We start from the raw sequence: 23,927 nt of genomic DNA, 5'->3' as shown, positions 1-23,927 counted from the left end.
ATATAAAAAAAATGAAAGAAACTCAAAAAATAAATAAGTTTCTTTCATTTTTAATAATTTCTATTTTTTCATTTTTCTTATTCCAGGATATATTTCTTCTGTTAACTCATCTAACTCAGTATCATTATCAACACCTAGTTCATCGAAGTATACAATATTATCAAACGCATCTACATAATCATCTTCTAAATCCATTTTATCTAGAATATCATTATAGTTCTCTAATGTTATTTCTTCATTTATATTTTCTTCAGAATCCTTCTCTTCTTCCTTTAAGGCTTCTAATGCATTTTTAAGTTCTTCTTCTATAAATGAATTCTCTTCTACAGTCTTAGCTATATCATCAATATTTATGGCTCTTATATCTATCCCATCTTCTTCTAAACATTTACCGCAATTATCACATATTTTTTTTGAAAAAAGATCACAATAATCATCTTCAGTATATTTATAAGTCATTAAATCACCACCTGTTTATTTTAACCTTGTTATTTTACCAGTTTATTAAAAATATTTCAACTAAAATATTTTACAAATAGAAGAACATAGGTTTGATATAGTGCTATTCTTATGATATAATGATAACAAAAGCGAGGTGTTGAAAATGCGAGAAGTAAGTGATAAACAAAGTGAAATTTATGAGTTTTTAAAAACTTTCACTGATAACAAAGGATACCCTCCTTCAGTAAGAGAAATCTGTGAAGCTGTTGGATTAAGATCGACTTCGTCTGTTCATGGTCATCTTAAACGTTTAGAGTCAAAAGGATTAATAAAGAGAGATCCTACTAAACCAAGAGCTCTTGAGATTATAGATCATTCATCAAGAAAGGAAATGGTTAACATTCCCATCATAGGGAAAGTTACAGCTGGTATGCCTATACTAGCTAATGAAAATGTTGAAGGAATATTCCCTGTTCCGCTTGATTATATTAAGCATAATAAAGAATTATTTATGTTAAATGTAAGTGGAGAAAGTATGATTAATGCTGGTATTTTCGATGGTGATTTAGCAATAATTGAAAAATGTCAGACTGCAAGAAATGGTGAAATTATAGTTGCTTTAATTGAAAATGAAGCTACTTTAAAAACATTCTATAAAGAAAATAATTATATAAGATTACAACCTGAAAATGATAAAATGGATCCAATTATAGTTGAAGATTGCGTCATTTTAGGTAAATTAGTTGGTTTGTTTAGGACATATTAATAATTAAGGAATCATACACTATTGTATGATTCTTTTTTATTATATTTTAAAGGTGTGTGGTTCTTATGCAAATTGTTTTAGGGAGATTTATAAAGAAAAAGGAGGATTTTGATAGTGAAAATATTATTTGCCCAATAAAGGATTATGATAGAGATAAATATTTAAATAGAAGAATAATTATTAGGATTTTATTTGTTATTTTATATGGTTATGAATTAGGTTATATGTTGGCATTAAATTCTAATACAATTAATGATATAAAAGTTACTGTAATAAATTTTGTTTTATTCTATGCACTTAACTTTTATTTAATTCAAATACCTCATGAATTTATTCATACACTCTTCTATTCTAAGGCATTTACAAATAAAAAAAATAAATTAGTATTTTTTAATAAAAAAAGAATTGTAACAACAGAGCTTGAAGAAAATACAAATACATGGCTTATGATTTTAAGCTTAATTACCCCATTTTTACTATTTTCCATATTGCCTATAGTATTAATTAATAACATAGGATTTGATATATACTTATATTCATTATCATTTGCAAATGCAATATTATCATCTGAGGATTTATTAAATATTATATTATTATTCTTTTCTAAGAAAAATGATGAAGGCAAAAAAACTTTATATGTGATTCCTAATAATTATGATTACTTATTAAATAATAATACTTCTTCTCTAGAAAATGATGAGTTATTTAATGTGTATACTTCTAAGGATGATATAAAGTTAGAGGATACTTCTCTCCTACCAACTTATATTGAAGCAGAGAACAATGAAAATAAAACTACTGCTATTGATTTTAATGAAGAAAAGTTAGAAGAAAATAAAGAAGATGATTCTATTATAGAAAATGAAGAAGAAAGTAAAGTTTATGAAGATAGCATTAAAGATGCTGGTATTAAAATAATTATTGAAGAGATTGATGATGTAAATGATAATAATAATGTATATGAAGATATAGATAATTTAAAACAAGATGATAGAAATGATTTTAATAGTATTATGGTAAATAAGTTAATTAGTGAGATAGATCAATTAAGCCCTCAAGAAAGTAATAAAGAAGATCAAAATAATGATGCTAAAAATGAGGTATCTGTGACAGAGGATTCTTTTATAAATAATAAAGCTAGTGAATTAATTAGTGTAATTGAACAAAGCATTATTAATGATAAATAATAATATTAAAAAAGCGAAGAAATTCTTCGCTTTTTTAATTATAGTATGCTATTTAAAGAAATTAATATACCAATTTTAGCATGATCAAATGTTAATCCACCTTGAAGGTAAGCTATATAAGGCTCTCTTATAGGTGCATCAGCTGATAATTCAATTGAAGATCCTTGAATGAATGCTCCAGCAGCCATAATTACTTCATCGTTATATCCTGGCATTGCCCATGGTTCACATTCAACATAAGAATCAATAGGTGAACCTTTTTGAATTCCCTTACAGAATTGAATTAATTTTTCTCTATCATTAAATTTTATAGCTTGAATTATATCACTTCTTTTATCATTATATTTAGGTAATACTTCAAATCCTGCTATCTCCATTATTCTAGCACAGAATACAGCCCCTTTAAGAGCTTCCATTACTATATGAGGGGCTAAGAATAGTCCTTGGTAAAATTGTCTCATAACGCCGAATGTAGAGCCACACTCCCCTCCTATACCTGGAGTTGTTAATCTGTATGCAGCTTGTTCAACGTATTTCTTTTTACCAGCTATATATCCACCTGTTGGTGCTATACCACCACCAAGATTTTTAATAAGTGAACCTGCAATTAAATCAGCACCAACATCTGTAGGTTCTATAGTATCAATTAATTCACCATAGCAGTTATCTACAAATACACAAACATCACTTCTTATTTCTTTTATTACTGATATTATTTCACCAATTTCAGATACTAAGAATGATTTTCTCCAACCATATCCTGTACTTCTTTGAATATGTACTAATTTAATTGATGGGTCTTCCTTAAGAACCTTTATAATAGCTTCAGTATCGAATTTACCATCTTTTAAATCAACTTGCTTATAATTTACTCCATATTCTTTTAATGAGCCTATATTTTCTTTACCGCTAATACCTATAATGTTATGTAAAGTATCATATGGTGCTCCTGTGATACAAACCATAGTATCATTAGTTCTTAAGTTACCCATTAAGGCACATCCTATAGCATGAGTACCATTTACGAAATGTGGTCTAACTAAAGCACTTTCAGTATTGAAAATTCTTGCATAAACTTTATCTAAAGTATCTCTACCAATATCATCATAACCATAACCAGATGAATTTGTAAAATGCATATCACTTATTCTTTCTTCTTGAAATGCATTAAGAACCTTAAGTTGGTTATACTCTCTTATTTCATCATAAATTTTAAATTGTTCTTCTACATCATTTAAAGCTTGTTTGTATACTTCAAATACACTTGGCTTAATGTTGTATGCTTCCATCATTAACTTTTCTGTTTCTCTTAACATTAAAGTTCCTCCATTTTATAATATTTCATAACTATTATATATAATATAAAACAAAATATAAAGTTTTTACAAAAATAAATTAAAAATTAAAGAAAAAGGAACTGCAATTTGCAGCTCCTATATGTTTTCATTATCAGAAAAAGGTAATGGTTTTGCTGGTGTAATAGTAGTAATTGAATGTTTATATATAAGCATTTGTTTACCTTCACTATCTAAAATTACAGTGAAACTATCGAATCCTTTAACGATACCCCTTAATTGAAATCCATTTACTAAATAAATAGATACAGCTGTTTTGCTTTTTCTAGCATTATTTAGAAAGATATCTTGAATATTATTGCTTTGTTTATTCAATATAACCACCTCCATGGCTAATAACTAATTAGATTTTATATCATTTGTTATTATATTAATTATCTCTTCATCAGATAATTCATCTTTATTTAAGAAAATAGCTCTTGGATCTTTTCTAAACCATGTTAATTGACGTTTAGCATAATTTCTTGATCCTTGTTTAATCATTTCTGTAGCCTCTTCTAATGATATAGAATTTTCAAGATACATTAAAACTTCTTTATATCCTATACCCTGCATTGCCTGCATAAGAGAATTATACCCATTTTCTTTTAATTTAATACATTCATTTAAAAGACCTTTTTCAAACATAATATCTACACGCTTATTAATTCTTTGATAAAGTTTTTCTCTATCCATATTTAATACATAGTAATGTACGTCATATTTACTTTTGTAGAAGTCCTCTCCTGCATTAAAAGAACTAAAAGGTTTATTAGTTACCTTATAAACTTCAAGAGCTCTTATAACCCTTTTTCTATTGTTTGGATGTATTGATTCATAACTTACTGGGTCTATATCTTTAAGCATATTATGAATATAAATATCACCGTGTTCTTTTGCAAGTTCTTCTAATTCTAATCTATAAGCTTCATCATTAGTTGCATCAGTAAAATTCATATTACATGTTAATGCATTTATATAAAGGCCTGTTCCTCCAGTTAAAATAGGGAGTTTATCCTTTGATAGTAAATCATCAATAATAGGTTGTGCCATATTTTTAAAGTCTACTACGGAAAATGGTTTATCTGGTGTAGTAACATCTATCATATGATGTTTTATTCCATCCATTTCTTCAGTAGTAATTTTAGCTGAACCGATATCCATGTATTTATATATTTGCATAGAATCAGTAGATATTATTTCGCCATTTAACTTCTTAGCTAATTCTATCGATAAAGCCGTTTTTCCTACTGCTGTAGGGCCAGCTAATACAAGTATTTTATTATTCATTTTTTTAACCTTCCTATACTATTCGTCTAAACTTTTTATCTAATTCATATTCAGTAAATTTTATGATAATAGGTCTTCCATGTGGACAATTAAATGGATTATCAATATATCTTAAATCAGAAATTAATTTTTCCATTTCCATTTGTGTAAGGTAATCATTAGCCTTTACAGCTGCTTTACATGCCATTGTTGCAATTTTATTTAGTTTTACCTCTACAGTTTTTCCACTTCCTAAATTCTTTAAATTATCGATTATACTTAATAAAAAGTTTCTTGAATCTAATTTTCCTAAGAAGTATGGTACTTCCTTTAATGAAATTGTATTTCCTCCAAACTCTTCTATAACAAAGCCTGAATTAATGAAAATTTCTTTGTTTTCCTTATAACACTCATAATCATCTAAAGATAAATCTATAAGACAAGGAATAAGAAGTTGTTGAACTACTATTTCACCATTTTCTATATCATTAACATATTTTTCATATAGTATTTTTTCATGTGCTGCATGCTGATCAATTATATAAAGTGTATCTGAGTATTCTGCTAAAATATAAGTTTTATTAAATTGACCTATTATTCTTAAGTCTGGAAACTTTGCCTTTTTTACTTGTGATAAACTACCTTCAATCTCTTTACTTTCGTTAATTACATTATTGTTCATAGTAGGAGATGAATTAGATTTATCAGTGTAATCTAAATTAACACTTTCATTTTTTTCAATGTAATTAGTGTTATTAGGTGAAGTGTAAATTGATACATTATCATTTACTGAATTGTTATTAAGATTTTGAAGTTTGTTTTTATTTATTTCCTTTAATCTATTATATAAATCCTCTTCTTTTGCAACATCATGAATAGTAATATTATTGTATATATCATTAATAGATGGTTCAACTTTGTTGTTTTGTATTAATGATTCACTTGTTTCAAAAGTTGATGTAGCTATAGATTGTGTTAAAGGAAGAGGTGTATCTAAATCTAACTTAATTTCCTCAATTTCTTCTACTGGTTCTTTATCTTCTTTTTCAGCAAAGGAATTAAAAATATCTTCTCTTAAAGCAGAATGAACAGAATCAAATACTCTCTTATATATAACTCTCTCATCTTTAAATTTAATTTCAGCTTTTGTTGGATGTATATTAACGTCAATATCCTCAGGATTTAATTCTATAAATAAAACAAAGAAAGGAAATTTATTCACTGTTGAAAATGATTTAAAAGCATTTTCTACTGCAGCAACAATAGTTTTATTTTTTATATATCTATTGTTTACAAAGATACTTTCATTATTTCTTGAACCTCTAGCAATTATTTCTTTACCTATATATCCATGTACTTTTAAATAATCATCTTCGTAATTAAAAGGTAATACATGCTCAGAGATGTTTTTACCGTATATTGTTCTAATAGCATTTAATAAATTTCCATCTCCATAAGTATGAAGAGTTTTTTTACCATTATTAAATAATTTAAATGAGATATTTGGATTACTTAATGCAACTCTTAAAATAATATCATTAATTAAACTTCCTTCTCTAGAAGTAGATTTTAAGAATTTTCTTCTTGCAGGAACATTATAAAATAAATCTTTTACTTCCATATAAGATCCATTATTCATACCAAAATCATTTAAAGAAACTTTTTCGCCAGCTTCTAAAACTAATTCTTTTCCAAAATCACATTCTGCTGGTTTACTTCTAAATATTAATTTTGAAACAGAAGCAATTGATGGAAGTGCTTCCCCTCTAAAACCTAAAGTATTAATGGAGTAAATATCTTCAACATTTTTTATTTTAGAAGTCGCATGAGGCATAAATGCTTTTTCTATATCAAGGTTATGTACACCTACCCCATCATCTATTACTCTAATTGTTGATATTCCACCATCTTCAATTTCTACAGTAATATTTTTAGAATTAGCATCAATTGAATTTTCAACAAGTTCCTTTACTACAGAGGAAGGGCGCTCTACAACTTCCCCTGCAGCTATCTTATTAGATGTATGTTCATCTAATATATTTATTCTTTTCATAGAGCACCTCCTATTTTAGTTTTTTTGCATCTTGAACAATTTTAAATAAAGTATTCATTGCATCTAATGGTGTCATCGTCATTACTTCTATATCAGCAATTTCATTTAATAAGCTTTCTTTACCAATCATATTAAAATCAATTTGCATCATTTCAGTGTTTTCTTTTACTACTATTGGTTCTTTTTCAGTTTTATTTATAGAAGGTATTTCTGTAACTTTTTTATCTTCTATAACTTCAACATCCTCTTTTTCAACAGCAGCTTCTTCTTTAACTTTAATGTTATTATCGTTACTTTCTTTATAGTTATTAAATAACTTATCAATTTCTATTGATTTTTCATTTTCTAATTTACATAAAATATGCTTAGCTCTATCTATTACCTCTATAGGTAATCCTGCAAGTTTTGCTACTTCAATACCATAAGATTGGTCAGCGCCACCTTCAACAATTTTTCTTAAGAATATAACTTGATCATCACTTTCTTTTACTGCAACAGAATAGTTTTTAACACCTTCTATTATTCCTTCTAATTTAGTTAATTCATGATAATGTGTAGCAAATAAAGTTTTACATTTTAAATCACTATTATTAGATATATATTCTATTACTGACCAAGCAATACTTAATCCATCATAAGTTGAAGTACCTCTTCCTACTTCATCTAATAAGACTAAGCTATTTGGTGTAGCATTTTTTAATATGTTTGATACTTCCCACATTTCAACCATAAATGTAGACTTTCCACCTGCTAAATCATCTGAAGCACCAATTCTTGTAAAGATTTTATCACAAACTGATATATTAGCACTTTTAGCAGGAACAAATGAACCTATTTGAGCCATTAATGTAATTAAAGCTACCTGTCTCATATAAGTAGATTTACCTGCCATATTAGGACCTGTAATTAATAATAGTCTATTATCTGTAGTATTAATTTTAGTATTATTAGATACAAACTCACCATTACCTATTACCTTTTCTACAACTGGATGTCGTCCATCAGTTATATCTAAATCTCCATTAGTATTAATTTCAGGGCGTACATAATCATTGTCTACAGCCACCTTAGCTAATGTAGAAAGGGCATCTAATGATGATATTATATTTGCACTGCATTTTAATCTTGGAATTTGAGCTTCAACTTTATCTCTAAGCTCTACAAATAATTCATATTCAAGAGCCATAAGATGTTCATCAGCACCTAAAATCTTTTCTTCTACTACCTTTAATTCTTCAGTGATATAACGTTCTGCATTTGCTAGTGTTTGTTTTCTTATATATCTTCCTTCAGGAATTAAATTATAGTTTGCTTTAGATATTTCAATATAATATCCAAATACTTTATTATAACCAATTTTAAGTGACTTAATACCTGTAAATTCTCTTTCTTTACTTTCTAATGAAGCTATCCATTGCTTTCCGTTTAATTTAGCCTCTCTTAGCTCATCTACCTTGCTTGAATATCCTTCCCTTATAATATTTCCTTCTTTAACAGAAGTTGAAGGATCATCTAATAAAGCTTTTGAAAGAAGCGTTCTAATGTCATCTAATACATCTAAATTGTTATACCAATCAGATAATAAATCAGCTTTACACACTGATAGTTTTTCTTTTATTTCAGGCAATTTCATTAAAGACATATTTAAAGAAACTAAATCTTTAGCATTTACATTTTTATTAGATATTTTACCTACAATTCTTTCTATATCATAAATGTTTTTTAATGACTCTCTTAATTCTTCTGTGAAATAAATATTATTAAATAATTCATCTACAGAATCTAGACGTTTATTTATTTCTTCCTTATTAATTAAAGGCTCTTCAATCCATTTTCTAAGTGTTCTTCCACCCATAGTAGTAGATGTTTTATCTAATACCCAAATTAAACTGCCTTTTTTTGATTTTTCCTTTAAGTTTTCAGTTAATTCAAGGTTTCTTCTAGAACTACTATCTATAGTCATATAATTTACTATGTCATATGATTCTAAAACATTTATATTAGAAAGGCTCATCTTTTGAGTATCTAATATGTATTTTAATAATATTGAAGAGGCAATTTTACTTCTTAAATCTAACCCAGCTACTTCAACTTCACTAAATTGATTTATAAGCTCCTCATCAGTACAATTAAAATTCATAACATTCTTTTTAGTAATTAATGCATTTGAAATATTATGTATTTCATTTAAAAGTTCTTCATTAAAGTTTACATCAACAAGTACTTCTTTTGGTGATATTTTTGATACCTCATCTAAAAGTGTTGTTTTTAATTCTTTAAAGAATGTTGTTTTAAATTCACCTGTAGATATATCTGAAGAGGCTATTCCATAATATCCATCTGAATTATAAATAGCCATAATATAAGTGTTTTTATATTCCTCTTCACCATTATTTTCTGAGTATGTTCCTGGAGTTATTACTTTAATTACATCTCTTTTTACTATTCCTTTTGCTACAGCAGGATCTTCAACTTGTTCACATATTGCTACTTTAAATCCCTTGCCTACTAATCTTGAAATATAGTTAGCTGCAGCATGAAATGGGATTCCACACATTGGGGCTCTTTCTTCTAAGCCACATTCTCTTCCTGTTAAAACTAATTCTAACTCTCTTGAAGCTGTTTTTGCATCTTCAAAGAACATTTCATAAAAATCACCTAATCTATAAAAAAGGATACAATCCTGATATTTATCCTTTATTTCCATGTATTGCCTCATCATCGGTGTTAATGACATATATAATACCTCCGTTGTATTTAAAATGCATTTTCTAGTATTTATCTCATTTAAAGAATAATTTTAAAATGCAAATATGTATAAAATGTATATATAAAGAATTTTTTATTTGCCGTTTGTTTGACGGTTTTTGACGAATTGATTTTTTAGACAAACGCTTTTGACGAATTTCTAAATATAAATTACTTATTAATTGTAAACTGTAAAATTCAATGTTTCAAGCTAAAATTAAAAGGACTAGGCATTTTGACCTAGTCCTTAAAACTTTGGTAATGATGCTATAAATTTAGCATATTGATTTCCATAATTAACAACATTAATACTTGTGTGAGGTTTTAACTTCATTCCCTCTTCTACAGTAAATGGAAGTATCTCTTCTTTTAATGCTTCTAAGTTTTCTTTTTCAGTTCCAGCAATCAAAACATAACTTGCACCTGAACTTTTTAGCGCTATCAATAATTCCCTCATTTGCTTTAAATAATGACAACTTAATATTAATCCAAGTCGATGTCTTCTAAATTCTGTAATATGATTACTTAAAAACCTAGCTGTTGTAGGTACTTGATGTACTTCATCAAAAATAACATTGCATAATCTAGCATCTTTATTATTTTCTCTCATTTGTACTGCAAGCCATATTCTACTTATAAAAAATGTAGTTAATATATCCCTTGTATTTTGATTAGGAAATTTAGTTTGAGGTATATGAATAAATATACTCTTTCCCTCTTCAATCCATTTAGTAATGTTATCTTCTTTATTTATATCTGCTCCTAACATCGCTTTTGTAAATGGATTTTTCTGAAGAATAACTATTCTATTTAGTATTCCAATTATTAAACTTTCTCTAGTTCCTATTATTTTACCTTCTTTATCTCTTTCATGAAGTTCTTCAAGATCATAAAATATATCATCATCTTTTTCAAAGCAATTTAAATATTTTGCATATCTAATAGCTTCATTTCTCTTATCCCATCTTCTAAGAACTAAAAATACATCGTTGATAGTTGCTCCTTGCCTTATAAAAGTAATCATACTCGCTGCATGTAAATAACGAATCATCGGAGCAGTTAATTCACCAGTTCCTGAATCTGTAACAGAATTAATTAAATACTCTACCTGTTCAGCTATAAGATTAGCATAATTTATTCTATCCCAACTATCCATATCTTCAGTAATCATATTACTAACTTCATTGTAAGCTAGTGCTGGTATATAACTTTTATTTCCTAACTCTAATATAACCTTATCCTTATCAGATATTACTTCCTCTATTTCTTTAGAAGTTTGACAATTCTCTATAAAATCTATAACTATATTACTATATCCAGCTTTATAACAATCTTTAACTGTTCTTTTAACTGCAGTTGTTTTACCTGCATTCTGTGGTCCAATAAATACTTTAGATAGAGCCATTACGTTTTTGTCCTTGCTCCAATAAGCAGTAATCTTTTTACCTTGTTTTTCAGCTATTCCTATTCTGACTAATCCATTTTGAAGTTGTTCTGGTATCTCAACTTCCCTAGTATCAATACTTTGTATTTTATATTCATTTTGTAAATCTTTCTGCGGTAATTGAATAAGTTTAGAAACCTCTTTATCGCTTAAGATACAATGTTTAGAAGGTTTAATATAGTTTTCCATTACATCATTGAACAAATTCTCCTGTTGCTTTCTAGTTAGTAATTTAATTACTAAAGAATTATCATTATTTAATCCCTTGTAACTATTAGCTACAGATAACATATTTAGCTTTGCCCTGCTACTATCTAAACTGCTAGATAAAATAGATATTCTCACTTTAAATACTTCAGAAGTCATTTTATAATTAGTTTCTGGTGTTAGCCCTGAATACTTATTAGCCTTTTTTATATCTTCTAAACTGTCTATTTTTAAGTTTATATTAAGTTTATCTTCTTTTTGATCAGTAGTTATAATTCCTAAAATACTTTCTAATAAAAGTAATCTCATTTCTATATAAAGATTTACTATTGCTTCTGCTCCAGTAAAACCAAGTTTTATAAGTTCTTCTCTTTTATCCGTATCATTATTAACTATTTTACCATTCTCATACTGTTTGTATTCATCTTTGGATATATCCACCCAATTACTTCTCTTTGTAGGTTCTATTGCTATATTAACCCTTATAGTTTCATCATCAATTAACATCTTTAGTATACCCATCATGTTAGTGAGAGGATATAAATCCCCTCTGCTAACTGATAAACTCTTAAAATTATAGTCTTTAAGTATTAATTCACAAACTTCTGTATTTTTAAAATTTATTTCCCCTATATTATCAACTTTAGTAATTTCAGCTTTATTCCAAATAGTATCCATTTTATTTTTAATAAGTTCTTCATATTCCTCTTTTACAGATAAATAAAAATTCGCTTGTCCTTTTTTTAATACAATATCAAAGTAAATTTGATTAGGTAATTCATATCCTTTTTGAAAAGAAAATCTTTGTCTAGGTGTTTTATAAATACTAGAAAATACATTAACTAAAGCTATATTGTTATTATTAGTTAAATTGTAATCAGGTACTATTTTATAAATAGTGAATGGATCTGCTGCAGTTTCATAAAATAATTCTTTTTGACTTCCTTTCTTAAGCACCTAGAATCACCTTCAATAACACATAAATAATAATAGATAATGATGATATTTTTGTACCTAACTTCCTTTCTCCTGCAATTGTTATGAATACTCCTATCATGCAAGCTCCTGCAAATACTGGTGTTAATCCAATTAATCCTGCGCCTAAACCACCAAGTATTTTATCACCTATCCATAAAGTACATTCTTTAAGTTTAGATATTAATCCATTCGCTAAATCCTGACCTAGTCCGCCTTCATACAAAGCTATATATATCTTTTCCATAAAATCCTCCTAAAATATTTTTAGACTTTTAATCAAAGAAAAAATTTGAGGAATAAATTGAATACCTACATATCCACCAATAGCATATTTAATAGTCTTTTTACCTTCGTGTTCATTTCCAGCCATCATACTTAGAAAACCTTTAACCATAAAAGCATAACTAAAAGGCTCTGCTAAATCTTTAAGTACATCTAATAATGGCTGTACACCATTAGCTATAGGTCCGGCCCATGCAACTGTAGTCATTCCATTTGCCATTATTAAAGTAACTGCTGCTTGCATAACTGTTTTATCTACATCTATTTGAATTTCTTTAACCTTAGTTGATTTATTTTCTTTAGCTTTAAAGCAATAAAATCCTACTATTTGCATTACTTTTCCCCCTTGAATTTATCTATTAATATTTTAATTTCCTTATATCCAATTGCACATCCAATAACTACTCCTATAAGTAGTTTTAATGCAAATTCCATAAATTCATCTCCTATTTATTAATTATTTATTATTTTTTATAAAAAGTGTCATCTTTTATATATGCCATTGCATACACTATAGCAAAGCGTTGCGATAGTTACTTAGCCTAAGTACACCCTATGAATAAAACCTCTTAAATTAGTTAATACTACTAATAAATATCTAATTGGAGGTCTTATTCATGGGTTGGTTTTTAACTGGTTTATTTTTATATTTGTGGTCTCAATCTTAAAAGTCTATCTCCTAATCTAGGTAGGCTTTTTTTTATTTACTTTTATTAAAATAATCTACTAGTTTATATAACTCATACTCTTCTTCCATACACATTCTGTGTAAAAGAGTAAATTCATCTATAGTCAATAAACGATTTAATTTACTTATAAGTTGATATTCTCTCTTAAACTCCTCTTCTACATAATCATCTACATAGTAATCAGATGGCCTATTTAATATTTTTTCTAATAATTCTTTCATATTTAATCTCCTAAAAATTTGTTATATCAATATCTAAGTCATTATTATTACTTTTATTTTCCAAATCTACATCTTTCTTTTTACCTAAGATATTTTCAACATACCAAGGGTAAAGAATGTTTTTAATTTCTGCACTTCTATCTTCTAAATTATTAAAGTAATCAAACATCATATTTTCTTTAGTTGTATTTTTAAAACTAACATCAAATTTTCTAGCCATATTTTATTATTCCTCCCACATTTTTAAACCTAATTTATAAAACCCTAGTGCATTAGAATAAATTGGATCACTATCTTCTATTACATTATTAAGTCTATTTTTAAAAGCTTGTCCAAAAACTATACTTCCCCCACCTGTTAATGAAATATAACCTTTAGCTGGATTAAATTGAAGCTGTAACTCTTTATATATACTATTAAAATGCCTTTGAAGAATTGGTATAATGAAAGATTTATCTTTATATTCACCATCTAAGAACAATCCCTCCTTTAGTACCTCCTCTCCTTCTTCTAATTTAAATTCTTGAGTATATAACCTATTAATTTCATCAACTATATCTCTATATACATTCAACATCCCAACAGGTATTGTTTTAACTTCTAAAATCTTTTTGTCTTTAAATAAGGATATATCTGTAGTCCTTCCTCCTATATCAACAATTAACAGTTGTTTATTTCCTATCATTTCTTTTTGTTCATTTACTAGGTTGTAATAAGTTGCAGCACCTTCAGGAGCAATCATAACATCAGTTATTAGAATGTCCTTTTTTACCCCTTTATATATAACTGTTTTAAATCTATTATCTTCAATTGTTCTTTTTAAATTCTCTTTATTTTGCTTATATTGCCCTATTGGTAATCCCAAGATAACTTTAAAGTAATTATCATCCTCTTTAGCTAATGCGCTATACAAAAGAGGAATTGTATTATCTTTTCTTGATTTATTCCAATCAGTTGAAAATTCTCCTTCTTCAATAAAATAATCACTTCCATCTATTATGATTTTCTTTTCTTCATCAAATGTATAAATGTCTGAAATTTTACTAATAAAGCTTGTCTTATTGCTAGTTTTAACTGAATAGTTACCAATATCTATTCCTAATATCATTAAAATTTCCTCCTAAATTCTTATTTCTTAATGCTTTATACTTTAATTTATGCTCTATATTTCAGAAAGTTTCCTATTATTTTTAAATATTTTAATTTTTTTAGGAATAAGTTAATAAAAAAAGGTACTTAGAAATTAATCTAAATACCATATTTGTTCTATTTGCTTATTTAATTTTTTTGCGACTTCAAGCGCTTTCTCTAGTGTTGGTCCTGCAGCTTCCCTCTCCCAAGAATAATAAGTCTTTGTATTTACACTTAAATACTCAGCAAATTCCTTAGGCTCCATCATATATTCTCTCATTCTTATTTCTTTCAGTCTATTTTTAACCATACCTCACCTCAATTCTGTCAATTTATTTTGTTAATTTTTATATCCATATATATATATTTTATTCTATGACGTGATTATTTTTCCTTTTTGTTGGTATAATTTAAATAGATAGATATTCATATCCTTTAATAAAGAAATTATTCAAAATAAAACCAGTTACAAATTGCAACTGGTTTTATTTTACTATATTTTAATAACATTTTTTACAAGGTTCATAATTCTTTTGAGCCTCTTCTAATGTTATTTGTCTTGCATTTGCTGGATTAGTATTACCACAATCATTGGTTCTATGATATTTTTTACCCGTTGCAGTTATCCAAACCATTTCAGTAACATTGTTTTGATTTTGTGCAGCTGCTTCTTGTTCAAGCCTCTCCTGTTCTGCTATCCTTGCTTCCTCTGCAACTCTTGCCTCTTCTGCTAACCTAGCCTCTTCTGCTGCTTTTGCTTCTGCTGCAATTCTTTCTTCTTCAGCTTTCTTTTCTGCTTCTTCTCTAGACTCCTTATCGTTAGATAGGTAAGTACCTTTATCACACTCAGTAGAAACACCTTCTCCTGTTGATTTAAAGATTATATCCCCACATTCATCTGATCTATGAATTTCAATGTTTGCACTTTCTAGCTTAGATAAAACCTCTGAGTGTGGATGTCCATAACTATTTTTCCCAGTTAGAATTACCGCATATTCTGGCTTAACCTTATCTAAAAAACTTTGGGTTGTACTATTTTTAGATCCATGATGTCCTATTTTTAATACATCTACATCTTGCATTTTTGATAAAATTTTATTTTCTGTTTCTGTACCTGCATCTCCAGTTAACAAGAATTTATCTTCTCCATTTACAAATAAAGTTACTAATGAACTTTCATTGCTATCACTACCACCAGCTGTATTAAAAAATTGAATATAGCTGTTACTTGTTAGTTCAAATTTAGATTCTTCTAATGGTACTGATGGATTGATACCTTTATTTGCAGTTGCATTAATTACATCTGTATATGTTTGAGAATCTGAACTTCCATTACCAACAAAGAATGCTCCAATTTCAAAATTATTTATTACAGCATCTAATCCCCCACAATGATCTGCATCTGGATGAGTATTTATCAAATAATCTATCTTTTTTATTTCTAAATTATTTAGATAATTAACTACTAATTCTTCATCATCATTATCGCCAGCATCAATTAAAACTGACTTATCATCTTGTAAAATTAATATTGCATCTGAGTTACCAGTATTAATAAAATGTACAGTTGCTTCAGTAAACTCTTCTTCCTCTATTACTGTAGCTGTAGTTTCATTTTCCTCTACTATATCATTCTTTTTAACTACATTTTTATAAGTAGTTGGAGCTTCATAATTTGCAATATTAACTCCAGCAAATATAAATGTACCAATAAATAATGCTATTAATCCTCCATAGTAATTTTTTCGTTTTAGATTTATGTATCTATTAAAAAAGTAAACACCTACTGGAGCGATTACAAATGATGCTATACATAATAATGGTGAATCTAGTGCTAAACTCGTAAAAATTAATGTAAAGAACATCATAATTGTTCCAATAATAAATCTAAACAAATTAAACTTATTATTTACCATTTTATCATCCCCCTTGAATATTTTTCAAATTCATTATAGCATCTAATAGTAATTATTGTAAACTTTGTTGTATAACCTTACAATAAAGTAATATTTATAAAATAAAAAATGCTAGGTACAAAATTGTTAGTACTTAATATTTTCAATTTATTTAAGGCAAGCATTTTGATTATTTTTAAATATATGTATTTTTTTATTCTATAAGATGATTAATTTCCCATTTTATTGTTCATAATTTAGATATATATTGATCTCCTTTTTAATATGAAATAATTTACTATCAGTTGCAATTTGTAACTGGTTTTATTTTATATGTTTATAATATAATAGTAATATATATATTAGTGTATCTATATATATTTGATAGCAGGTGATGCAAAGTAGTTTCCAATCTATGCTTATCCTAAATATCCCTAAAAAAATATTTATATAAAAAATAATCTTAAATAATTATATATTTAATAAGATCATATAATTTAATAAAATCATAGTATGGAGGTAAAATTAATGAGTTATAAAATTAAATACCCTAAAATTAAATACTTTGATAATGAAACAAGAATTCCAAGCTATATAATTATAAAAACTGATTTTGAAAGAATAAAAATCACCTACTCAGATTTTGAAAAGTATACTAAAGAATGTGAGAAAAGTAGCGAGCTCTACGTAAAAATTTCTGGTGAATTTGATGAAATTGCTATATCTATAGATTATTTAATAGAAGCATTTAAACCAAAAGATAGGATTAATTACAAAATAAAAGATAAACTATTACGTGACCCATTAAAAATATCTATGGGCTCTTTAATTATTATAGGATCAATAATATTTAAGAAAAAAAATATAAAAATAAAAAATTTAGAAAATTCATTAGCAGAGATGACTAAATTAGTCAACGATCCATCAAATGCAGGAAGAGTATTACAAAGGCAAAAAAGGTAATATTTTAATAATAATGAAAATAAGTTAACTACAGAAAAACTAAAAGATTATAAAGCAATATTAATTCAGGAAAATACATTTATAGAATGTACGGAGTTTATAAAGGATAATTCTGATTCTATCTATGAAACTCTAAACTCATTAATTAAGAATAAACAATGTTCTTTTAAGGAGCTAAAAGAGTGTCTTGAAAAATTAAATTCTATCCGTAACATTAGTAGAGATTTAAAAGAAAATAAACAAGTAGAAGCTAGTTTAGAAACTATTTGGGATTAATAAAAATATTATTGTAGGATTTGCGGAAGAAAAAAGAAAAGAGTAGCCTCTCCTTTTTAGTGTTGCATTAAAGAAATAGATTACTATTGCTTTTAAAGTAAAAGTGAGTATTAACGAAATTTTTTCGATAATACTCACTTTTTATTCATATGGAAAAATAATGAATTAAAAAAGTATGCACTTGTCCAAATTTTTGAATATAATTTTTAAAAATTTTCATATTATTTTATCCACTTAAATTAATTATTCCTCTATAATAAATCTCAAGGAGATTTGATCGGATTATTCTTGTTACAATAAGAATACTATATTTAACTTTTGAATGTTGCTTTTTACAAAATAAATAAATTAACATATATGTTATTAATGCCGAAAAAATCTGAATTCTAACAGCATTTTCATTGTAACCTATAAATTTTTTGATCCTAAGATTTTGTTTTATCCATTTAAAGAACAGTTCAATTTCCCAACGTTTCTTATATATATTTATAATATCTTCTTTTGATAAATCAAAAATATTAGTTATAAAAGTAATTACTTCATCATTATCATAAAAACACATAATTTCTCTGTATTTATTAAAGGTTAAATTTCCGCCGGGCGTTGAGCCCATTATTACCTCGGTATCATAAATATCTTTATTTATATTTGAATCTAAAAATTTTTCCTCCATTACTATTGAGTTTTTGACTCCACGAGTAACAAATTTAAATCCACTTTCAGTAAGTTGATCATACCATCTATAATCGTAATATCCCCTATCAAATACATATATACAATCTTTGTCTCTAAACATATTATCAATACATTTTCTATCATTAATATTACCCTTAACTATATTTATACGTTCAGGATATTCACCATTAAACATTGTACTGATTTTCATTACTGATTTTTCATCATCAAATTTAAGTGATGGAGCTAATTTTAATGCTGTTACGATTACGCTTGAATCTATGATTCTAAGCGGAGTGAAATCTTTAATTAGTTTATATTCTCCAAAACGACTTTTAGCTTTAGATATAAGATAATAAAATATATCTTCAAAAATTCGACTATCTCTAGATGCATTCTTTCTACTAAATTGAGAAACACTTGGTATATTAATAATTCTTTTTAATTTATTATTATGGGATATTTGAGTCTGTAACTCTCTTAAGCTCTTACAGTTCATAAAATTAGAATAAAGCAATGCATATAAATGTGATTTGGTATCAAAATGCTGACTTCTAAAATCACCATTATATTTTGAAATAACTCTTTCTAGAAAAGTTCCTTGAATTTCCTCTATTAATTTATTAAAAACTAATTTATTATTATTATTATTGAACATAATAAAAACCTCCATGTAAATAGTTTGTGGCAAGACTATTAAATCACATGGAGGTTTATTTTTTTAGTTGTAAATTATTCCTTTAAACTTGGTGTCGTTCGTGTCAACAAACAAGTTTTACTTAGATGCAACACTAAAAGCCTCTCCTACTCCATATAATATTTTCACTCATATATTTTTTCTTTTTAATAGTTCTTTACTCTAGGCAATAAGGTATCTTTCAGTTTTACTCCACATTGCTCACTAAACTTTGCCTGCTCATATCTTGGACAAACAATATTACAATTGCTCAATAAATAAGTAACCGACTTAATTAACTCTCGCTCCTTTTTACTTAAAAATTGTGACATAATAACTTTATTAAATATTTGCACTGAAACACCTGTAATAAAATCCGAAGTTTGTATAAGAATATTTCTTTTAGACTCTTCAAATTGTATTTTATCTATATTATTCATTTCATTAACTAATTTAATATCTTCAGTCCATTTTTCTAAAGCATTACCAAATTGTTTTTGTTCATCATGATAAATTTTAAGATTATCTATATGCCTTAATCTGATTGTTGCAGTTGATGATATTATGTTTAAATAAGCATCTAAATTAGGTAGAAAAATTGTTTTTGCTCCCTTATTAGTTCTATCAACTATAGGCAATAAATTGTCAAAATTTAATCCGATTTCTTCATATTTAATTATATTCTTCTTGACATTATTAATATTTTCTTTAATTTCCTTGCTATTTATTTCTTTACTTAATTTATCTAAGAAATTAATAAAATTACTTTTAATAGTAACCTCATCTCTATCAGAATAACATAAGTTTATAAATTCTTCTAAAATATTTTCGTCTATATTATAAATTCTATTAGCAGCATTTACTTTCTTATCTCGTATATCTTTATTAATACCCATATAAAAATAATATGGGTATATACAATACTCAACAATATATGTAGCTATTTTAAACTTCTTATTTGAAATATCAATATATACTTTGGCATTATATTTTTGTAAAATATCTATTATAGCGCAAGTGAGTTCTTTTTTAAATTTATAATTTGCTTTACCTTTTAATTCAGTTTCAATGCCTAACCCTTTTTGAAAAGAATTTAGGGTTTCCTTTAAATCATTATATAATTTACTCTCTTTATTTGACTCTATACATATAGAACCAAGTGCAAAATAAGGTTGATTTCCCCAATTCCACTTACCATCTTCTATTTTGATATCTCCAGTATTACCACTTTCATCTAAATAAATATTGTAATCCATAATTCCCCTCCAAAATACAATAATAAACATTATTACATATTTTATCTAATATGTCTATTTTATTTCATATATTATAAATACAATATTATTTTTCTATAAGATAAAAAAAGGCTAGTAAGTAAGATTTTGAATTGCCCCATGTCAAGTAGACAGGGGGCAGTTCACTCAATAAGTATCTATCCTTATATTATTTCTTTACAATAACTATCCATATTATAATATTCTTAGCAAAACTATTGAATAAATTTACAGATTTCATATAATTATATTAAGAGGAGGTGTTGTAGTTGAAAAAAGTTTATGTAATATCATGTTATCTACTTAATTATTTATTGTCTTTATCATTATGTTTAACTGTTTGTAGACTTTTTCTTAATACTTTTTTCAATACATTCTATTTAACACATTATTCAAATGTTAATATGTTATTATTATTTATTAATGCCTTAACTAGCTTTATATTAGTAAAAAAATACTACACCCCTATTACTTATTCATTTTTTAATTAGTATAATCCGAAATATTTATAACATTTTCTACACTTTCTGTATTTACTTCTAAAGTGTTACTACTTAAGGATATACTATTATATAGTTCTAATTTTTGTTTTTCTAATTCTAATTTTTCTTTTTCAATCTCAATTTTTTTAAATTCTCTTTCTTGCTCTTCAGTTTTTAATTGAGAAGTAGTTTTTCTCCAATCATTAATAAAGTTAAGAATTGATTTAAGTACCTCCGGACCGTATTTACCACTACATATAGTTGCTACAATACTTGCTAATGATCCCAATAGCGCTGGGGAAGTTAAAAACTCTACAGCATTATCTATTATAAACTGAAAGTCTCCAGGAGAGTTCAAATCTACCTTACCGGTTATTCTAATGCTATTATCTTCAATTTTTAAAACTTTAGATACTCCATATATAAATTCAGATAATACTAATGTGTCTATATCTTTTTTCGTTTCAATAGGTATTACTAAATTTAATTTATTATTCCATACATATAATATAAAAATACTTCTTAATATAAAATCTGAATAATCATTAATTTTACTTAGACCATGATAAGATGCTAGAACCCTATATAAATTCGGGTTCATTCTTTCACCCTCAATAGTTTTTATAACTTTAATTTCCCTTCTTTTTTTATATGGACATATTACTTGTGTTCCATAATCAATGCCTGAATCAATTCTATTTATTACTTCAATTTCTTTAGAATAATCCATATCTGATTTTTCATAATACTTACCTACTTCTGCAAAAGTTATTTGTTCATTATTAGCACTAGGGATCATTACTATATCCCCATCTTTAATTTCTTCTACAAATCTTCTACACTTATTATATATTTGCCCAGCCTGTTTTGTCTTATATTTTTCTAAAATGTCACTTTTTAACTTTTTTTCATCCTCTTTAGTTTTTGTTCTTTTCAAAACATTTTCATCAATTGTATTCCAACCTAATGCTATAAATGATTTCGAAATATACTCATTATAAAAGAATCCCCTTTTAGTTCTCACAAGCCAGAAATTCTTTTTATTATCAATATTTACTACATTTAATATATTCAACTTAACTCCTCCTATTATGTTTATATTCCATCAAATATATGCTATAATAGAAGTAAGTTTAATAGAATATATTTGATGTTTGAACTCGTGTAGATTACTAGTCGTATTTCGAGTTCTTTTTCTTTTATTTTACAATAAATATGGTAAATCTGTCCACTTTTGTTGTCACTTTACTATTGATTGTTAGCTTAATTAGACTTATACTGTTAAATTATATTTAAAATTAAATATTAGGAGGAAACATGTATGAATACGGTAGAGCTTTTAGCTTTACTTGCTATGTTGGTAATTATACTATTAACATTTGTTATAATTTTAGTTGCTTTAATTATAGCTTGTAAGTAAAAAAGTAAGTTGTATGGTAAGCTAATATACCTTACAACTGAATCTACTAAAATAAAAATTAATAAAATTAGTTGACTCCATAAAATAAAAAAGGCTAGTAAGTAAGATTTCTCCTACCTACTAGCCTTAAATAATTATAAATTTAATAATTTTCTCCAAGTATTTTGACCAACAATTCCATCAGGTGTTAATCCATTATCTTTTTGGAACTTTACAACTGCATTATAAGTAGCTGTTCCAAAATCTCCATCTGCGCCATGTTTCCCTAAATCATAACCTAAACTTATTAATTTTTCTTGTAATAGCTTAGTTATGTTTCCTTTAGAACCTTTCTTTAAAGTTGGGCAACCAGCTAATGTATTTTTACCAGCTATATTATCTACAACTTGATTGGAGTAACCTTGCTTATTACATTCAGCTTGAAGTCTTGCCACCCAATCATCTGTTGGTTGTACTGGTTTAGCTTCAATAGTTTCATTAACTGTTGGTTTCTCGATTTCATTTGATTTATATGTTTGTCCTGTCAATCCTTCCGCTATTGCAATAGCTATTGCCTTAGCTCCAACTTTATTATATAAATCGCAATCATTTTTATTGCTAATAAAGAAACATTCAACTAATAGTGCTTTTGCTTTTGTATTTTTTAGAATGTATAAGTCAGTTCTAACTTTTACTCCTCTATTATAAAACCCTAACTCTGAAATATTCTTAGAAATTGAATGAGCTTCTGGTTTATTATCTGCATATACTAAAGTCTCAACTCCATTTGCAGATTCTTTACTATAACAATTTGCATGAATATCTACATACCAATCATAACTGCTGCTATTAGCAACTTGAACTTCTTCCACATAATCCTTAGCTGATTCTGAATTAAGAACTGTAACAGTATGTCCCATTTCTCTTAATACTATATCTAATTCCTTTACTACTGCTCTATCAACTACTGTTTCATCTAAAACCCCTACTGCTCCTTTATACATTGGATGTCCTGCACTTACAAAAAAATTCATTTAAAATCACCTTTCCTTATATATATTTTTATAAATTAAAAGAACAGGATTACTCCTGCTCTTTACTTAACTCTTTCTTTTCTCCATCTTTAAGTTGCACTAATGCTTCTTTAAGCTTTTCTGGTATAGGTAATCCTAATCCAGCACAATTTTCTAATAAGCTAATACCTTCGTTTGCTATGTAGAAATAGCATATAAGAGTTCTAAATACCCATGTTCCAGTATTTAACAATCTATCTAGTAATACTGCAACAATTAAAACAATAAATATAACTGTCTTTCTAGCAATTCCTTTAAGTCCTATATCGCTAGATACTTCTTTATTTATCCATGCTCTTAACACTCCTGTTGCATAATCGAATGCCATAAATAATACAAGAACAATAAGAGCTGTATCCCATGTACCGAATAACCAAGTTACCCCCGTTCCTATTGTTGCAACAATAATTTTAAAATAGTTTAATAAATTTTCCATACTCTTACCTTCCTTTTCTCCAATCGCT

General features: G+C 26.7%; 22 protein-coding genes. 3 read left to right on the top strand and 19 right to left on the bottom strand.

Annotated features, from left to right (window positions below):
- Positions 1-60: 60 nt before the first annotated feature.
- Complete coding sequence (locus ABUA17_RS05330) at positions 61-459, bottom strand: hypothetical protein (protein ID WP_042398708.1); 399 nt, start codon at positions 457-459, stop codon at positions 61-63.
- Positions 460-598: 139 nt separating this feature from the next.
- On the opposite strand from ABUA17_RS05330, the gene lexA reads away from it, so the two are divergent.
- Together lexA and ABUA17_RS05320 are read left to right on the top strand one after the other, a co-directional pair.
- On the top strand, positions 599-1,207 hold the full coding sequence (gene lexA, locus ABUA17_RS05325) for a transcriptional repressor LexA (protein WP_221697556.1): 609 nt from the start codon (positions 599-601) through the stop codon (positions 1,205-1,207).
- Between the two features lie 65 nt (positions 1,208-1,272).
- A complete protein-coding gene (locus ABUA17_RS05320) occupies positions 1,273-2,394 on the top strand; it encodes a DUF3267 domain-containing protein (protein WP_042398714.1) in 1,122 nt (373 codons plus the stop codon).
- Positions 2,395-2,432: 38 nt separating this feature from the next.
- Here ABUA17_RS05320 and ABUA17_RS05315 read toward each other — a convergent pair whose 3' ends face one another.
- The 13 genes from ABUA17_RS05315 to ABUA17_RS05255 all read right to left on the bottom strand — a co-directional run bounded on the left by ABUA17_RS05315 (position 2,433) and on the right by ABUA17_RS05255 (position 16,666).
- Positions 2,433-3,686 carry a methionine gamma-lyase family protein gene (locus ABUA17_RS05315; protein ID WP_394805648.1) on the bottom strand — a complete coding sequence of 418 codons (1,254 nt, stop codon included), beginning with the start codon at positions 3,684-3,686 and terminating at the stop codon, positions 2,433-2,435.
- Positions 3,687-3,827: 141 nt separating this feature from the next.
- Positions 3,828-4,064 (bottom strand): RNA chaperone Hfq, encoded by a 237-nt coding sequence (hfq, locus tag ABUA17_RS05310; RefSeq protein ID WP_042398720.1) that lies wholly within the window; start codon positions 4,062-4,064, stop codon positions 3,828-3,830.
- 24 nt (positions 4,065-4,088) lie between these two features.
- On the bottom strand, positions 4,089-5,018 hold the full coding sequence (gene miaA / locus ABUA17_RS05305; RefSeq protein ID WP_042398723.1) for a tRNA (adenosine(37)-N6)-dimethylallyltransferase MiaA: 930 nt from the start codon (positions 5,016-5,018) through the stop codon (positions 4,089-4,091).
- 13 nt (positions 5,019-5,031) lie between these two features.
- Positions 5,032-7,050: a DNA mismatch repair endonuclease MutL gene (gene mutL, locus ABUA17_RS05300; protein ID WP_195951313.1), complete on the bottom strand. Its 2,019-nt coding sequence runs from the start codon at positions 7,048-7,050 to the stop codon at positions 5,032-5,034.
- 10 nt (positions 7,051-7,060) lie between these two features.
- The gene (gene mutS, locus ABUA17_RS05295) at positions 7,061-9,787 is read right to left on the bottom strand and encodes a DNA mismatch repair protein MutS (protein WP_055290698.1); all 2,727 of its coding nucleotides are present in this window, start codon (positions 9,785-9,787) and stop codon (positions 7,061-7,063) included.
- 258 nt (positions 9,788-10,045) lie between these two features.
- A complete protein-coding gene (locus tag ABUA17_RS05290) occupies positions 10,046-12,406 on the bottom strand; it encodes a hypothetical protein (protein WP_349818103.1) in 2,361 nt (786 codons plus the stop codon).
- Positions 12,399-12,671, bottom strand: coding sequence for a hypothetical protein (locus ABUA17_RS05285; protein ID WP_195951315.1), 273 nt, complete (start codon positions 12,669-12,671; stop codon positions 12,399-12,401). Before ABUA17_RS05285 ends, ABUA17_RS05290 begins: the two co-directional genes overlap by 8 nt.
- A 9-nt stretch (positions 12,672-12,680) precedes the next feature.
- Positions 12,681-13,043: a hypothetical protein gene (locus ABUA17_RS05280; RefSeq protein WP_195951316.1), complete on the bottom strand. Its 363-nt coding sequence runs from the start codon at positions 13,041-13,043 to the stop codon at positions 12,681-12,683.
- Between the two features lie 366 nt (positions 13,044-13,409).
- On the bottom strand, positions 13,410-13,619 hold the full coding sequence (locus tag ABUA17_RS05275) for a hypothetical protein (protein ID WP_055290706.1): 210 nt from the start codon (positions 13,617-13,619) through the stop codon (positions 13,410-13,412).
- Between the two features lie 10 nt (positions 13,620-13,629).
- A complete protein-coding gene (locus ABUA17_RS05270) occupies positions 13,630-13,839 on the bottom strand; it encodes a circadian clock-controlled protein (protein WP_349818104.1) in 210 nt (69 codons plus the stop codon).
- 6 nt (positions 13,840-13,845) lie between these two features.
- Positions 13,846-14,727 carry a ParM/StbA family protein gene (locus tag ABUA17_RS05265; RefSeq protein WP_349818105.1) on the bottom strand — a complete coding sequence of 294 codons (882 nt, stop codon included), beginning with the start codon at positions 14,725-14,727 and terminating at the stop codon, positions 13,846-13,848.
- Between the two features lie 135 nt (positions 14,728-14,862).
- Positions 14,863-15,060, bottom strand: coding sequence for a helix-turn-helix transcriptional regulator (locus ABUA17_RS05260; protein WP_055290712.1), 198 nt, complete (start codon positions 15,058-15,060; stop codon positions 14,863-14,865).
- Between the two features lie 190 nt (positions 15,061-15,250).
- Entirely contained in the window at positions 15,251-16,666 is a 1,416-nt protein-coding gene (locus ABUA17_RS05255; RefSeq protein ID WP_349818106.1) for a ComEC/Rec2 family competence protein, read from the bottom strand.
- 507 nt (positions 16,667-17,173) lie between these two features.
- On the opposite strand from ABUA17_RS05255, the gene ABUA17_RS05250 reads away from it, so the two are divergent.
- The gene (locus ABUA17_RS05250; RefSeq protein WP_349818107.1) at positions 17,174-17,608 is read left to right on the top strand and encodes a hypothetical protein; all 435 of its coding nucleotides are present in this window, start codon (positions 17,174-17,176) and stop codon (positions 17,606-17,608) included.
- 502 nt (positions 17,609-18,110) lie between these two features.
- Here the strand turns inward: ABUA17_RS05250 and ABUA17_RS05245 are convergent.
- The 5 genes from ABUA17_RS05245 to ABUA17_RS05225 form a co-directional block, all read right to left on the bottom strand.
- Positions 18,111-19,217, bottom strand: coding sequence for an IS4 family transposase (locus ABUA17_RS05245; protein WP_195952733.1), 1,107 nt, complete (start codon positions 19,215-19,217; stop codon positions 18,111-18,113).
- A gap of 185 nt (positions 19,218-19,402) precedes the next feature.
- A complete protein-coding gene (locus ABUA17_RS05240; protein ID WP_195952294.1) occupies positions 19,403-20,491 on the bottom strand; it encodes a DUF3800 domain-containing protein in 1,089 nt (362 codons plus the stop codon).
- Between the two features lie 501 nt (positions 20,492-20,992).
- Positions 20,993-22,066 carry a DUF8426 domain-containing protein gene (locus tag ABUA17_RS05235; RefSeq protein WP_207745237.1) on the bottom strand — a complete coding sequence of 358 codons (1,074 nt, stop codon included), beginning with the start codon at positions 22,064-22,066 and terminating at the stop codon, positions 20,993-20,995.
- A gap of 479 nt (positions 22,067-22,545) precedes the next feature.
- Complete coding sequence (locus ABUA17_RS05230; protein ID WP_349819607.1) at positions 22,546-23,424, bottom strand: N-acetylmuramoyl-L-alanine amidase; 879 nt, start codon at positions 23,422-23,424, stop codon at positions 22,546-22,548.
- 49 nt (positions 23,425-23,473) lie between these two features.
- A complete protein-coding gene (locus tag ABUA17_RS05225; RefSeq protein ID WP_154821411.1) occupies positions 23,474-23,899 on the bottom strand; it encodes a phage holin family protein in 426 nt (141 codons plus the stop codon).
- Positions 23,900-23,927 lie beyond the last annotated feature (28 nt).

This window comes from Clostridium sp. RTP31139st1_H3_RTP31139_211217, assembly GCF_040227035.1.
Lineage (GTDB): Bacteria > Bacillota > Clostridia > Clostridiales > Clostridiaceae > Clostridium > Clostridium saudiense.
This window is presented reverse-complemented; position numbering and strand designations above follow the sequence as displayed.